This is a genomic window from Actinomadura viridis (assembly GCF_015751755.1).
Lineage (GTDB): Bacteria > Actinomycetota > Actinomycetes > Streptosporangiales > Streptosporangiaceae > Spirillospora > Spirillospora viridis.
This window is the reverse complement of the sequence record NZ_JADOUA010000001.1, coordinates 6,945,631-6,958,084: the sequence shown is the minus strand read 5'-3', so window position 1 is coordinate 6,958,084 and position 12,454 is coordinate 6,945,631. Positions and strand designations below refer to the sequence as shown.

The window sequence follows — 12,454 nt, the reverse complement described above, 5'->3', positions numbered from 1 at the left end:
CCACGGTTCCGCATGAGCCTGCCGGTTCCTTCTTGTAACCGACAGCATCATCCGGCACCATGTCTGACCATGGAAGACGGCACTTTCGAGTCACCCGGTAACTGCGGGTATACCGAGAACGGGTTCGACGTCACCCTCTGGGACTCGCGTGCGGACTGCGAGGTGCGGCAGATCCTCGACCGCATCGCCGACAAGTGGTCGCTGCTGGTCATCGCGCTGCTCGACCAGTGCAGCATGCGCTTCACCGAGCTGCGCCGGGAGATCGACGGGATCTCCCAGCGCATGCTCGCCCGGACGCTGCGCCAGCTCGAACGCGACGGGCTGGTGAAGCGCACGGTGCATCCGGTGGTGCCGCCGCGGGTGGACTACGAGCTGACCCCGCTCGGCGCCGGCCTGCACTCCACGATCAAGGCCCTGGTGACCTGGACCGAGGAGCACCAGGGCCAGATCGCCGCCGCCCGCACCGCCTACGACGCCCGCGTCGCCGCCGAGTCGGAAGCCGGAGCCTGAGCCGAGTCGGGAGCCGAGTCGGGAGCCGGGGCGGGAGCCGGAGCCGGGGCGGGAGCCGGAGCCGGGGCGGGGCCGGCGCCGGGGGCCGGGACCGGCGCCGCCGCCCGTACCGCGGGCTCGGCCGGCTGATCGCGGCCCGGCCGATCGCGGCGCGGCATGAACAGGGCCGGGACGAGCGCCAGCGCGATCAGCGCCACCGACCACACGTAGGTGTGCTGGAACGCCTCGGCCAGGCCCGGGGCGACCGCGGCCCGCGCGTCCGGCGCGAGCCTCTGCAACCCCTGGAGCCCGTGCTCGGCCGCGAGCGGGACGCGCGCGGCCATCGCGTTCGACAGCAGCACCGACACCACCGCCGTGCCCACCGCGGCCATCGAGGTGTTGAGGAGGTTGACCGCCGTGCTGGCCGCCGGCGCCTGGTCGTGCCCCATCCGCCGGGTCGCCGCCGTCATGAGCGGCATCATCGTGGCGCCGCCGCCCGCCCCCATCAGCAGCATCGCGCCGCCCAGGCCCCAGTACGAGGCGTCCGCGCTCAGCTGGTGGGCGAACAGGGCGAACCCGGTGGCCGCCACGGCGATGCTCACCGGAACGGTCCGGCCGGGGCTCACCTTGTCGGCCATCCGTCCCGCCAGCTGCATGACGGTCCCGGACGCCAGCGCCATCGGGATGCTCAGCAGCCCCGCCGCGGTCGCGCTCTCCCCGCGTACCACCTGGTAGTAGAGCGGCAGCAGCAGCATCGCGCCGAAGTAGCCGAGCACGAACAGCGTCATCGTCCCGGTGGCCGTGGCGAACGCCCGGTCGCGGAACGGCCGCAGGTCCAGCAGGGGGTGCCGGGCCGTCAGCGCCCGGACGACGAACGCGGCGACCAGCACCACGCCCGCGAGCAGCGGCAGCAGCACCCCGGGCGAGCCGAAGTCGCCCCGGTCCCCGCCGGAGGTGACGCCGTAGATCACGGCGGCCAGGCCCGGGGAGAGCATCAGCAGTCCCGGCACGTCCAGGGGCCGCGGATCGCTCGCGCCGTCCCGGGGGAAGATCCGGGACGCCAGCGCCAGCACGACCGCGCCGATCGGCAGGTTGATGTAGAACATCCACCGCCACGACACCTCGTCGACCAGCCAGCCGCCCAGCACGGGACCCACCAGGGGCCCGACCAGGACGGCCAGGCCGAGCGTGCTCATCAGCCGGCCCATCCGGCCCGGCGGCGCGGCGCGGATCAGGATGGTCATGCCGACCGGCATGATCAGGCCGCCCGCCAGCCCCTGCACGACCCGGAATGCGATCAGCGACTCGATGTTCCAGGCCAGCCCGGCCAGCACCGAACCGGCCGCGAACAGCGCGATCGCGGCCAGGTAGAGCCGCCGGGCACCGAACCGGCCGACCGCCCACGCCGAGATCGGCACGACCGCGCCCAGCGCCAGCGAGTAGCCCGTCGCCACCCACTGGATCGTGGCCAGCGGGGCGTCGAAGTGGGCCGACAGCCGGGCGATCGCGACGTTCACCACCGTCATGTCCAGCGTCGCCATGATCGACCCGAGCACCAGCACCAGGGCGATCGTCATCGGGCTCCGTCCGGGCGGGGACTGCTCCCCTGCGCTCCCGGAGGAGGTCACCTTCGTCATGATGGCTCTCCCGATCAGGCCGCGTACGGGCGGACGGCGCGCGCGTCCCGCAGCGCGTGCCCCCACCAGGTGAGCCGGTCCAGCATGCCCTTGGCCGCGGCATCGGCCTCCTGGGACTCCCTGTGCCGTCCCTCGTCGTCGAACCGCTCCCAGGCGTTGACGAGGGCGACGGTGTCGCGGATGGTGACCGCGTGCAGCTCGGCGAAGACCTGCCGCAGGTGCTCGGCCGCCCGCTGCCCGCCGGCCAGGCCGCCGTACGAGACGAGCGCGACCGGCTTGGCCTGCCACTGCGTGTAGTGCAGGTCGATGAAGTTCTTCAGGGCGCCGGGGAAGCTGTGGTTGTACTCGGGCGTGATGACGACGAACGCGTCGGCCCGTTCGAGGGTCGTGGTGGCCTCGGCGAGCGGCCCCGCCGCCTCCGGGGGCGGGGCCGCGCCCAGCACCCCGGGCACGTCCAGGGCCGCCAGGTCGATGACGTCCGGCTGGACGCCCTCGTGCGCCGCGGCCCGCCCGGTGAACCAGCGGCCCACGGTCGCGCCGAACCGCCCGTGGCGGTTGCTGCCGACGATGATCGCTAGGCGCAGAGGGGTCTCGCTCATGGTGGGCCTCCGTGGATTCCTGGTCGGTTCCGGTGACGATCACCGGCCTGGAACCAGACTGAGACCTCAACTAAACTTGATGTCAAGGGGAAGGGCGCTTCGGCCCGCGGGTCAGCCGCCGGCTCCCGGCGACCTGATCGACTTCACCCAGTACATGCGTGCCAGGGCGTCCACACCGGCCGGCGAGACCGACCGCAGGTGCACCACCGTGCCCTCGGTCCCGCGCAGCCGCCCGTGCTTCTGCAACTGGAGCATGTGGTAGCGCTCGGGCGGGAACCCGAGGACCACGTCCACCGGGAACCGCCCCTGAGGGTCGGGCCGCGCGCCGACGCCCGGATCCGCCTTCCCCACCGCCTGCACGCTGAGCCAGCCCTGGTACGCGGCGACGATCAGCACCACGATCAGGAGCCTGCGCAACGGCGCGTTGCGCAGCGCCCTAACCGGCAGCCGCAGCCTGAGCCGCATCGGTCTCATCTCCCGCCAGCAGTCCGTTGATCTTGTGGGTGAGTGCGCGGAACTCCGGCAGGTCGGCGGTGCTCTCCCAGCTCCGGGGACGGGGCAGGGCGACCCGCACGATCTCGCGGACCGTGCTGGGCCGCCCCGAGAGCACGATGACCCGGTCCGACAGGAAGACCGCCTCGTCGATGTCGTGGGTCACGAAGAAGACCGTCGGGCGGCGCTCCTCGAAGATCCGGGTCAGGTCCTCCTGCAGCTTGCGCCGGGTCTGCGCGTCGATGCTCGCGAACGGCTCGTCCATCAGCATCACCGCCGGCTCGTTGGCCAGCACCCGCGCCACGCCGAGCCGCTGCTGCATGCCGCCCGACAGCTCGTGCGGGTAGCGGCGCTCGAACCCCGCCAGGCCGACCAGCTCCAGGTACTCGGCGGCCACCCGTTCCCGCTCGGCCCGCCCGACCCCGCGCATGCGCAGGCCGAACGTCACGTTGCCGAGGACGTTCTTCCAAGGGAACAGCGCGTGGCTCTGGAACACCACGCCCCGGTCGGGGCCGGGACCCGACACCGGACGGCCCGCCACGCTCACCGTCCCTCCGGTCGGGTCGAGGAACCCGGCCACCACGTTCAGGACGGTGGTCTTCCCGCAGCCGCTCGGGCCCAGGATCGAGACGAACTCCCCCTCCTCCACGTCGAAGGAGACGTCGCCGATCGCGACCACGTCCTCCCCGGTGTGCTCGTCGGCGTAACGCTTGTGCAGCCGCCGGATCTCCAGTGCCGTCATCTCTTCGCCTCCACCTGGCGCACCATTCCCCATCGCTCCACCGTGGCGCGTTCGAACGGGGCGAGGATCAGCGCGTCCAGCGCGTACCACAGCACCCCCAGAACGATCATGCCGAGGAACACCTCGCCGACCTCGCCCACCCGGCGGGCGTCGAACATCATGAACCCGATCCCGCTGGTGCCGATGATGATCTCCGCGGCCACCAGGGCCCGCCAGCCGTACCCGAGCCCGGTCCGCACGCCGCTGGCGACCGCGGGCAACGAGCCGGGCAGGATCACCTCGAAGAACACCCGGACCCGGCCGGCGCCGAGGCTGCGCGCGGCCCGCACCAGCTCGGCCGGGGTCTGCTCGACCCCCGCGACCACGCTGAGCATCAACGGGAAGACGATCGTGTAGACGATCACGAAGACCACCGCGGTCAGGCTGAACCCGAACCACACCACGATGATCGGCAGCCAGGCGATGTCGGCGATCGCCTGGAAGAACAGCAGCAGCGGCCAGAACAGCCGGCGGGCCCGGGCCGACATCGCCACCAGGAACCCCATCGGCAGGCCGATCAGCAGCCCGAACAGCACGCCGTACCCGAGCCGGGTGAGCGAGTCCGTCAGGTAGCCGGGGAGCACGCCCTTCCTGATCAGGTCGGCGGCCTCGGCCACCACGTCGGCCGGGCCCACGAAGAACGCCTCGGGAAAGACGCCCAGCGCGTCCAGCAGCCACCACAGCGCGACGACCGGGACGAACGGGCCGAGCGTGCGCGCCGCGGGCGTCCGCAGCGGCCGCCGCCACCGGCCGCCCGGCTTGGTGAGGATCGTCTGCCCCGCCACCTAGGAGGTCACCGCCTTCATGCCCCAGCGCTCCACCGTGCGCCGCTCCAGCGGTGCCAGCACGAGCCTGTCCATCAGCAGCCACAGCACGCCGATGATGATCATCGACGCGATGATGACGTCGGTCTCGAAGTACTTCTGGGCGAGGAACAGCGCGTAGCCGAGCCCCGCGTTGGTGGCGATGATCTCCGCCGCGACCAGGCCGCGCCAGCCGTACCCGAGGCCCACCCGCAGCCCGGTCACCACGCTCGGCATGGCTCCGGGCAGCAGCACCTCCCAGAACATCCGGGCCCGGCTCGCGCCCAGGCTCCGCGCGGCCCGCAGCAGCGGCATCGGGATCTGCCGGACGCCGAGCATGGTGTTGTAGGTCAGGGCGAAGAACATCGCGTTCCACACGATGAAGATCACCGCGCCGTCCCCGTAGCCGAGCCACAGCGTCGCGATCGGGATCCAGGCGATCCCGGCCAGCGCGACGGAGAAGCGCAGCAGGGGCGCGAAGAACGCCGACAGCCGCGCGCTGACGCCCAGCGCGATGCCGAACGGCAGCGCGGTCAGGACGGCCAGGGCCGCGCCGATCCCCATCCGGCGCAGGCTGGCGCCCAGATGCCGGAGCAGGTCACCCTCGCCCCACATGCGCGCCAGCGCGCGCACCACGTCCTCCACCTGTGGGAAGACGCGCATCGGGGTGCCGGTCACGGTGACCGCGACCTCCCAGACGACCGCCAGGAGGACGAACGGGACCAGGAACCGGGCGGCGGAGGCGGCCCGGCGGCCCGGAGGCCGCCGGCTCCCCGGGCCGGGTGGTTTCCGTGGACCCGGCGGCCTCCGGGCCGGGTTCACGCTGGACAGCAACTGCATGGACACTCCGAACGATCGGTCGGGGCCGCGCCGGGGCACGGACGGCAAGGCGCCGGGGCCACTTCGAGAGGGGCCCTAGGACGCTGGGCAGGCCCGCTCGGCGGCCCCGCGCTCGTACTGGTGGCCGTCCTTGACCTCGGCGCCCGCCGGGACCCGCGGCAGGTCGTCGAACAGCGCCGGCCGCTTGGCCATGACGTTGAGGATCGGGCCGGGCCGGAAGTACTTGCCGACGTCGAAGCCCGGCTTCACCGCGCCCTGGCCGGCGAGCATCCGCGCGATGGTGTCCAGGGCCAGGTAGTTGCAGACCGACATGCGCGGGTCGAGCTGCTTGGTGTTGTGGCGCATGGCCTGGCGCGCGACGTCCGCCTTGGTGCCCGGCAGCCATCGGGTGGCCGCCTCGGCCGCCTGGTCGGGGTTCTTGCGCATCCACTGGTCCACGGTGGCGCGGGCGGTGAGGAACCGCTCGAGGACGTCGGGGTTCTTCTCGGCGTACGCGCGGGTGGTGACCAGGTAGCCGATGAACGGGATGTACCCGCCGCCGCGCAGCACCTCGCGGGCGCCCTGGACCTGCCCGGTGATGGTGATCGGCCACGGGTCCCAGACCACGGCGGCGTCGATGCCGCCGGTCTGCAGCGCCACCCCCATGTCCGGCGGGCCGGTGTTGACGATCTTCACGTCGGCGGTCTTGAGACCGGCCTTCTGGAGGAGCCCCAGCAGGTAGAGGTGGTTGATGGAGCCGATCGAGACCCCGATCCGCTTGCCCCGCAGGGTGCCCAGGTCGTCGCCCTTGATCGACGCGTCCCTGGTCACCACCGCCATCGTCTCGTCGATGCTCCGTTGCGTGGACGACCCGGTGTAGTTGCCCAGGACCACCAGGTCCACGCCCTTCTGCGCGGCGCCGATGGCGGGGGTCCCGACCTGGACGACGTCGACCTCGCCGGACTGCAGCGCGTTCAGCAGGTCAACGCCGGTCGGGAACGGCTGGGCGAGCTTGACGGTGAGGCCCTGGTCCTCGAAGTGGCCGCCCTCCACCCCGATCGGGAGGCCGATCTGGTCGATGGCCGAGACGTACCCGGCCCTGACCTGCGCCGCCGTACCGCCCCCGCCGGCTCCGGCGCCCGCGCCGCCCCCGCCTCCGGAGTCCACCGTGGACCCGCCGCCGCAGGCCGCCAGGGCCGCCACCGCCGTTCCCGCCGCGCAGGCGGCCATCACCTTCCGTCGTAGCGTCCGCGGCCTCGTCCCGGGACGGGGCGGGCGCGGCGTTTCCGGGGGCAGGGTTCTCGAACGCATGATCGTTACTCCCAAGAGCGATGCGGATCGGGGGCGGGTCTCGGCGGGGTGGGGGATGAGGCTGGTGGGAGCGGGGGACCAGGGCTCAGGCGGACATCGCCTGCTCGACGGCCGCGCGGGACGGGATGGGACGGACGGCGCCGTGCCCGGTGGTGGTGAGGGCCGCGGCGACGGCGGCGTACCGCGCGGCCTCGACCGGCGGGGCCCCTTCGAGGAGGCGGGCGGCGAACGCCCCGTCGAAGGTGTCCCCGGCCCCCGACGGGTCGACCGGACGTTCCACCCGGTACGGGTCGATCCTGGTGATCGTGCCGTCATGGGAGAGGAGCGCCCCGTCCGCGCCCATCTTGAGCACGACCGTACGGGGACCGCGGGCGGCGAACGCCTCGGCGACCGCCTCGGGGGCGTGCGCGCCGGTCAGCAGCCGCCCCTCCTCGATGTTGGGCAGCACGATGTCGCTCAGCTCGACGCTGCGCATGACGATCGCGCGGGCCCGTTCCACCGGCCACAGGGCGGGCCGGTGGTTGGGATCGTAGGTGACGAGCGTGCCGTGCCGGCGGGCGAGGTCCATGGCGTGGAACGCGGCGTCGGCCGCGGACGTGCTGATGGCCTGGGTGATGCCGGTGAGGTGCAGCAGCCGGGCGTTCGCCACCGCCTCCTCGGGGATGTCGGCCGGGGCCAGCCGGCTGGCCGGGGAACCGTCCCGGTAGTAGGTGAACGTGCTGCCCTCCGGGCCCCGGCCGATGAAGTAGACGCCGGTCCGCCCGCCCGGCTCCCGGACGACGTGCGCGGCGTCGACGCCCTCGCGCTCCCACAGCCGCAGGAACGCGGTGCCGAACTCGTCGTCCCCGATCCTGGTGACGTAGCCGGTGCTCGCGCCCGAACGTGCGGCGGCGACGGCGAAGTTGGAGCTGTCGCCGCCGTAGCCGACCGTGAACGACCCGGCGGCGTGCAGCGGCCCGTCTTCGGCGGCGTTGAACTCCAGCATCGGCTCGCCCACCGCGAGGATGTCCGGCACGGCGCTCACACCCGGTTGTACTTGGCGATGCCGGCGCGCAGCGACCCGCTCTCCATGATCAGCCTGGCCTGTTCCCGTTCCCGGTCCTCGATCTCCCCGGCGGCGGCGAGCACCGCGTCCACATGCTCGGCCGGGACCCGCACCACGCCGTCGCCGTCGGCGACGATGAGGTCGCCGGGATGGACCGTCACCCCGCCGATCTCCACCGGCTCGTTCAGCGAGACCGTGCGGTACCGGCCCACGGTGGTGGCGGGCACGCTGCCGCGGGCGTAGATGGCCAGGCCGGAGTAGTCGCGGAGGATCTCCTCGACGTCGCGGACACCGGCGTCCAGGACGGCGCCGGCGATGCCGTTGGCCACCGCGCCCGCCGCCATCAGCCCGCCCCAGACCGCCACGTCGGCGCCGCCGGCCGCGATGCAGATGACGCTGCCGGGCTCGGACTCGTCGATCGCCTGCAACGCGAGCGTCGGCGGCTGCGCCTCGTCCGAGGGCACCTCGTGCACGGTCACGGCCGGCCCGACCAGCTTGCCGGGGATGATCTGGCGGATGCCCCCGGTGAGGTAGCCGCGCACGCCGAACTGCTCGACCGCGTCGGCGACCGACGCGGTGGTGATGCCGCGGAAGGCGTCGATGACCTCTTGGGGGTAGGTGGGGGGCATCGGTGGCTCGCTCCATTCTGTTCGGGTGGATCGGTCCGGCCGGGCGGGGGCGGTCATCGGGACAGCCAGCCACCGTCCACGGCCAGCACGTGGCCGTGGACGTAGTCGGAGGCGGCGGAGGCCAGGAAGACGGCCGCGCCGACGATGTCCTCGGGCTCGGCCCAGCGGCCGGCCGGGATGCGCGCCAGGATCTCCTCGTTCCTGGTCGGGTCGGCGCGCAGCTCGGAGGTGGTGCGGGTGGCGACGTATCCGGGGGCGATCGCGTTCACGTTCACCCCGCGGCCCGCCCACTCGTTGGCGAGCGCGCGGGTGAGCCCGGCCAGGGCGTGCTTGCTCGCCGCGTACGAGGGGACGTAGAGGCCGCCCTGGAAGCTCAGCAGCGACGCGATGTTGATGATCTTGCCGTGGCCCCGTTCGACCATGCGCCGTCCGGTGGCGCGGGCCAGATCGAACGCCGCGTGCAGGTTCACCTCGATGACGTCGTACCAGTCGCGGTCGGAAAAGCGCTCCGCCGATTCCCGGCGGATCTGGCCGGCATTGTTCACCAGGATGTCGACGGGGTGGTCGTCCAGCAATTGTTCGATGGTGTCGCGGCGGAGCGCGGCGTCGGCCAGATCGAGCCGTACGCAGCGCACCGCGGAGCCGTGGTCGCGGGCGAGACCCGCGACCTCGCCGAGATTGTCGCGCTCGGACAGAAGGACCAGATCGGCGCCCGCCGAGGCGAATCCCAGCGCGATGGCACGGCCGATTCCGGTGCCCGCACCGGTGACCACGGCCCGCCGCCCGCGCAGTCCGAACGGCGACGACCCGGAAATCGCTCCTGCTGGCACCATCCGTTTCCCTTCGTCCGCCCGGATACGGCGACGCGTTGTGCCGCGACCGGTGCGGTTGACACTAGAAGCGGCTGCTTATCGCGTGAAGAACGAGTCTCGGATGCCCCTATTCGTTTTGCTGATCGAGCCGCGCCCGGGCCTCCGGCGTGCCCTCCCCGTCGCCGTCCAGCGCCCGCGTCCCGGGCGGCCGGGGCGATGCGATGATCCGTTCCAGCACGCTGCGCGCGGCCGGGTTCAGCGGGCGCGCGGTGTCGCGGTAGACGGCGACGCGGCGCCCGCACACCCCCTCGATCCGGCGGACGCTGACCCCGCGGGTGTCCGACACGTGCGCGGCGAGCCAGTTGGTCACCCCCACCCCCACCCCCTGCCGGACCATCGAGACCAGGGTCTGCGGCTGGTTGGTGGCCTGCACCGGCTCCAGCTCGTGGCCGTGCTCGCGGAACAGCTTGTAGGACTCGAACTCCGAACTCTGCGTCTCGTCCAGGCGCCCGATGGAGACCAGCGGATGGGCCACGACCTCGGCCACGGGCAGCGGTTCGGGGATGTCGGCGAGCGGGTGGTCCGGCGGGTGCAGCACCACCAGCGGCTCGCGCCACAGCGGATGGCCGCGGACCGACGGCGCGGCCGGCGGCGGGGCCATCGGCCGCAGGTAGATGTCCACCTCACCACTGGTGAGGGCCTGGTCCAGCTCCAGAGTGGCACGTTCCACCAGAACGACCTTGACCTCCGGGGTGGCCCGGGTGACCTCCTGCAGCAGGCCGGGGACGAACGCCGCGCTCGCGCTGGGGTGGCAGCCGAGCGTCACCACACCGCGGGCCCCGCCCCGCCACGGGGTCATCGCGGCCTCCGCCGCGTCCAGCTCGCGCAGTACGGCGCGGGCGTGCACGGCCAGCGCCGCGCCCGCGTCGGTCAGCTTCACCGGCCGCTTGTGCCGGTCGAAGAGCGGCAGCCCGACCTCGCGTTCCAGCGCGGCCACATGCATGCTCACCCGCGGCTGCGAACGATGAGTGGCCTCCGCGGCGGCCACGAAACTGCCCGTGTCGACGACTCCAAGGAAAGAGACGAACCACTCCAGCCGGACGTCGGTCTTCAACATGCTCGACAGTCTGCCTGTCCGCCCACGGGGAACACCAGTGCGGCCCTTAGCCCGGATCGCCGCCCAGTCCACTATCAGACATCCGGATAACCACATCCGGAAGTTGCGCTTAACGCCGCCGAGAGCCGGGGTTAGTGTCACGGGGCACAGCCTCCCACCCCCTCCCTCCCTGCCGGCGGATCGCACTTCCCGCCTCGTGAACCACCCTTCCCAGAAACGCCAGAGAATGGAGCCTGGAATGGCGGTCGACCCTGCCCTGAACACGGACATGATGCTGCGTTCGGAGGACATTCCTTGGGTGCCTCAGGGGTCGGCGAACGTATGGTTCAAACCGCTGCGCATTTCCCTGGAGACAGGAAGCTGGGTCAATCTGCTCAAGGTCGCCAGAGGCGGCGTGGTCAGCCGGCACCGGCACCTGGCCGAGGTCGAGGGCTGGGTCGTCCAGGGGCGGTGGCACTACCTCGAACACGACTGGCAGGCGGTGCCCGGATCGTACGTCTACGAACCTCCCGGCGACGTTCACACGCTGGTGTCCGATTCAACGGACGAGACCGAGCCGATGCTGACCCTGTTCAAGATCCACGGGCCGATCGAATACATGGACGACAACGGGGAGCTCGCCTACGTCGAGACGGCGGAAAGCAAGCTGAAGCGCTACCACCAGTACTGCGAAGAGATCGGAACCGAACCTCTACAGCTCGTTTTCTGAGCGAAAGGCCGGTCATGGCGAACACCCGTAGGAAATTCCTCCAGAGCGGCGCGGCTCTGGGAGCCGTTTCGGCCGCCGGCGTGGCCGGAGCGGCCGACGCCGCGGCGTCCCCCGGCGCCGATCCCGCCGTCCAGGGGCGGATCAAGCAGGTCACCTGGCCCGTCGAGGAGGGGCCCACCACACCCAAGATCTGCCAGTGGTTCTCCCGCTTCCCCACCGAGAAGACCGTACGGCGGTGGCGGCAGGCGGGCGTGACCCACGCGCTGGTGACCAACCCCCCGGCCCTCCCCTGGGACGTCGCCGGGGTCAAGGAGGACGTCGAGCGGCTCAAGGGCCACGGCATCACCCTGCTCGGCATGCTGATCAGCCCCCCGCGCAACGTGATCCTCGGCCGGGACGGGCGGGACGCCGAGATCGAGAAGATCAAGCGCTCCCTCGAGGCGGCGGGCAAGGCGGGCGTGCCGCTGGTCGAGTACAACTGGTACATCCACCGGCTGTCCGAGGGCTACTACGAGGTGGAGGGCCGCGGCGGAGCCGGTTACACCGGCTTCGACTATGAACGCGAGGTCGACGGCGTTCCCGTCAAGGACCTGCCCCGCCCCGAGGGCGTCGGCGAGTACAACCGCGAGCAACTGTGGGAGAACCTCGAGTACTACCTGCGGCGCGTGATCCCGGCGGCCGAGCACGCCGGGGTGCGCATGGCGGTCCACCCCAACGACCCGCCCGCGGTCATCAGCCGCGGCAACCCCCAGATCCTCGCCTCGGTCGAGGACTGGAAGCGGCTCGTCGACACCGTCCCGAGCCCGGCCAACGGCATGACCGCCCACGCGGGCGTCACCGTGGAATTGGGCAAGGACGCCGTCGAATTCCTGCGCTACCTGGGCAAGCGCGACTGCATCAACCACGTCCACTACCGCAACGTCACGGTCGAGAAGCCCCGTACCAAGTACGCCGAGGTCTTCCCCGACAACGGCGAGGGCGACATGTTCGCCTACATGCGCGAGCTCGTCCGGCAGGGCTACAACCTGGGCATCCTGCCCGAGCACCCGAGGGCGCTCGACATCGACCGCGAGCACGACGAGATCAGCGGCCAGTACGCCGAGGTCGGCGGGGGAGGGCACGCCGGCGAGCTGTACGACGTGGGCTACTGCCGGGCGATGCTCCAGGCCGCCCTCATCACCGAACGCAAGGTCAAGTGAGCAAGGGCGGGC

14 protein-coding genes are annotated in these 12,454 nt (G+C 72.0%); 3 read left to right on the top strand and 11 right to left on the bottom strand.

What is annotated here, in order from left to right; all coding sequences use genetic code 11:
- Positions 1 to 69 precede the first annotated feature (69 nt).
- Positions 70 to 510, top strand: coding sequence for a winged helix-turn-helix transcriptional regulator (locus IW256_RS31530; RefSeq protein ID WP_197014413.1), 441 nt, complete (start codon positions 70 to 72; stop codon positions 508 to 510).
- Here the strand turns inward: IW256_RS31530 and IW256_RS31525 are convergent.
- From IW256_RS31525 to IW256_RS31475, 11 genes are all read right to left on the bottom strand, one after another.
- Complete coding sequence (locus tag IW256_RS31525) at positions 468 to 2,126, bottom strand: DHA2 family efflux MFS transporter permease subunit (protein ID WP_197014412.1); 1,659 nt, start codon at positions 2,124 to 2,126, stop codon at positions 468 to 470. The two genes, IW256_RS31530 and IW256_RS31525, sit on opposite strands and share 43 nt — an antisense overlap.
- Positions 2,127 to 2,140: 14 nt before the next feature.
- Positions 2,141 to 2,725, bottom strand: a complete 585-nt coding sequence (locus IW256_RS31520; RefSeq protein WP_197014411.1) for an NADPH-dependent FMN reductase — start codon at positions 2,723 to 2,725, stop codon at positions 2,141 to 2,143.
- Between the two features lie 111 nt (positions 2,726 to 2,836).
- Positions 2,837 to 3,190, bottom strand: a complete 354-nt coding sequence (locus IW256_RS31515; protein ID WP_197014410.1) for a hypothetical protein — start codon at positions 3,188 to 3,190, stop codon at positions 2,837 to 2,839.
- The gene (locus tag IW256_RS31510) at positions 3,162 to 3,959 is read right to left on the bottom strand and encodes an ABC transporter ATP-binding protein (protein WP_197014409.1); all 798 of its coding nucleotides are present in this window, start codon (positions 3,957 to 3,959) and stop codon (positions 3,162 to 3,164) included. The genes IW256_RS31515 and IW256_RS31510 overlap by 29 nt, the downstream gene beginning before the upstream one ends.
- Positions 3,956 to 4,783, bottom strand: coding sequence for an ABC transporter permease (locus IW256_RS31505; protein WP_197014408.1), 828 nt, complete (start codon positions 4,781 to 4,783; stop codon positions 3,956 to 3,958). Before IW256_RS31505 ends, IW256_RS31510 begins: the two co-directional genes overlap by 4 nt.
- A complete protein-coding gene (locus IW256_RS31500; protein WP_197014407.1) occupies positions 4,784 to 5,641 on the bottom strand; it encodes an ABC transporter permease in 858 nt (285 codons plus the stop codon).
- Positions 5,642 to 5,716: 75 nt separating this feature from the next.
- On the bottom strand, positions 5,717 to 6,850 hold the full coding sequence (locus IW256_RS31495) for an ABC transporter substrate-binding protein (RefSeq protein ID WP_197014406.1): 1,134 nt from the start codon (positions 6,848 to 6,850) through the stop codon (positions 5,717 to 5,719).
- Positions 6,851 to 7,016: 166 nt separating this feature from the next.
- Positions 7,017 to 7,955, bottom strand: coding sequence for a sugar kinase (locus IW256_RS31490; RefSeq protein WP_197014405.1), 939 nt, complete (start codon positions 7,953 to 7,955; stop codon positions 7,017 to 7,019).
- Positions 7,952 to 8,605 carry an RraA family protein gene (locus IW256_RS31485; RefSeq protein WP_197014404.1) on the bottom strand — a complete coding sequence of 218 codons (654 nt, stop codon included), beginning with the start codon at positions 8,603 to 8,605 and terminating at the stop codon, positions 7,952 to 7,954. Before IW256_RS31485 ends, IW256_RS31490 begins: the two co-directional genes overlap by 4 nt.
- Before the next feature lie 53 nt (positions 8,606 to 8,658).
- On the bottom strand, positions 8,659 to 9,438 hold the full coding sequence (locus IW256_RS31480; protein ID WP_197014403.1) for an SDR family oxidoreductase: 780 nt from the start codon (positions 9,436 to 9,438) through the stop codon (positions 8,659 to 8,661).
- Between the two features lie 106 nt (positions 9,439 to 9,544).
- Positions 9,545 to 10,534, bottom strand: coding sequence for a LysR family transcriptional regulator (locus tag IW256_RS31475; protein WP_197014402.1), 990 nt, complete (start codon positions 10,532 to 10,534; stop codon positions 9,545 to 9,547).
- 238 nt (positions 10,535 to 10,772) lie between these two features.
- On the opposite strand from IW256_RS31475, the gene IW256_RS31470 reads away from it, so the two are divergent.
- Positions 10,773 to 11,243 carry a 2,4'-dihydroxyacetophenone dioxygenase family protein gene (locus IW256_RS31470; RefSeq protein WP_197014401.1) on the top strand — a complete coding sequence of 157 codons (471 nt, stop codon included), beginning with the start codon at positions 10,773 to 10,775 and terminating at the stop codon, positions 11,241 to 11,243.
- 14 nt (positions 11,244 to 11,257) lie between these two features.
- Complete coding sequence (locus IW256_RS31465) at positions 11,258 to 12,442, top strand: mannonate dehydratase (protein WP_197014400.1); 1,185 nt, start codon at positions 11,258 to 11,260, stop codon at positions 12,440 to 12,442.
- Positions 12,443 to 12,454: the final 12 nt, after the last annotated feature.

Excerpts from the sequence above, each read along its gene's own strand:
- IW256_RS31530 (WP_197014413.1), top strand. The coding sequence starts at position 70 with ATGGAAGACGGCACTTTCGAGTCACCCGGTAACTGCGGGTATACCGAG.
- IW256_RS31525 (WP_197014412.1), bottom strand. The coding sequence starts at position 2,126 with ATGACGAAGGTGACCTCCTCCGGGAGCGCAGGGGAGCAGTCCCCGCCC.
- IW256_RS31520 (WP_197014411.1), bottom strand. The coding sequence starts at position 2,725 with ATGAGCGAGACCCCTCTGCGCCTAGCGATCATCGTCGGCAGCAACCGC.
- IW256_RS31515 (WP_197014410.1), bottom strand. The coding sequence starts at position 3,190 with ATGCGGCTCAGGCTGCGGCTGCCGGTTAGGGCGCTGCGCAACGCGCCG.
- IW256_RS31510 (WP_197014409.1), bottom strand. The coding sequence starts at position 3,959 with ATGACGGCACTGGAGATCCGGCGGCTGCACAAGCGTTACGCCGACGAG.
- IW256_RS31500 (WP_197014407.1), bottom strand. The coding sequence starts at position 5,641 with ATGCAGTTGCTGTCCAGCGTGAACCCGGCCCGGAGGCCGCCGGGTCCA.
- IW256_RS31495 (WP_197014406.1), bottom strand. The coding sequence starts at position 6,850 with ATGGCCGCCTGCGCGGCGGGAACGGCGGTGGCGGCCCTGGCGGCCTGC.
- IW256_RS31485 (WP_197014404.1), bottom strand. The coding sequence starts at position 8,605 with ATGCCCCCCACCTACCCCCAAGAGGTCATCGACGCCTTCCGCGGCATC.
- IW256_RS31480 (WP_197014403.1), bottom strand. The coding sequence starts at position 9,438 with ATGGTGCCAGCAGGAGCGATTTCCGGGTCGTCGCCGTTCGGACTGCGC.
- IW256_RS31475 (WP_197014402.1), bottom strand. The coding sequence starts at position 10,534 with ATGTTGAAGACCGACGTCCGGCTGGAGTGGTTCGTCTCTTTCCTTGGA.
- IW256_RS31470 (WP_197014401.1), top strand. The coding sequence starts at position 10,773 with ATGGCGGTCGACCCTGCCCTGAACACGGACATGATGCTGCGTTCGGAG.
- IW256_RS31465 (WP_197014400.1), top strand. The coding sequence starts at position 11,258 with ATGGCGAACACCCGTAGGAAATTCCTCCAGAGCGGCGCGGCTCTGGGA.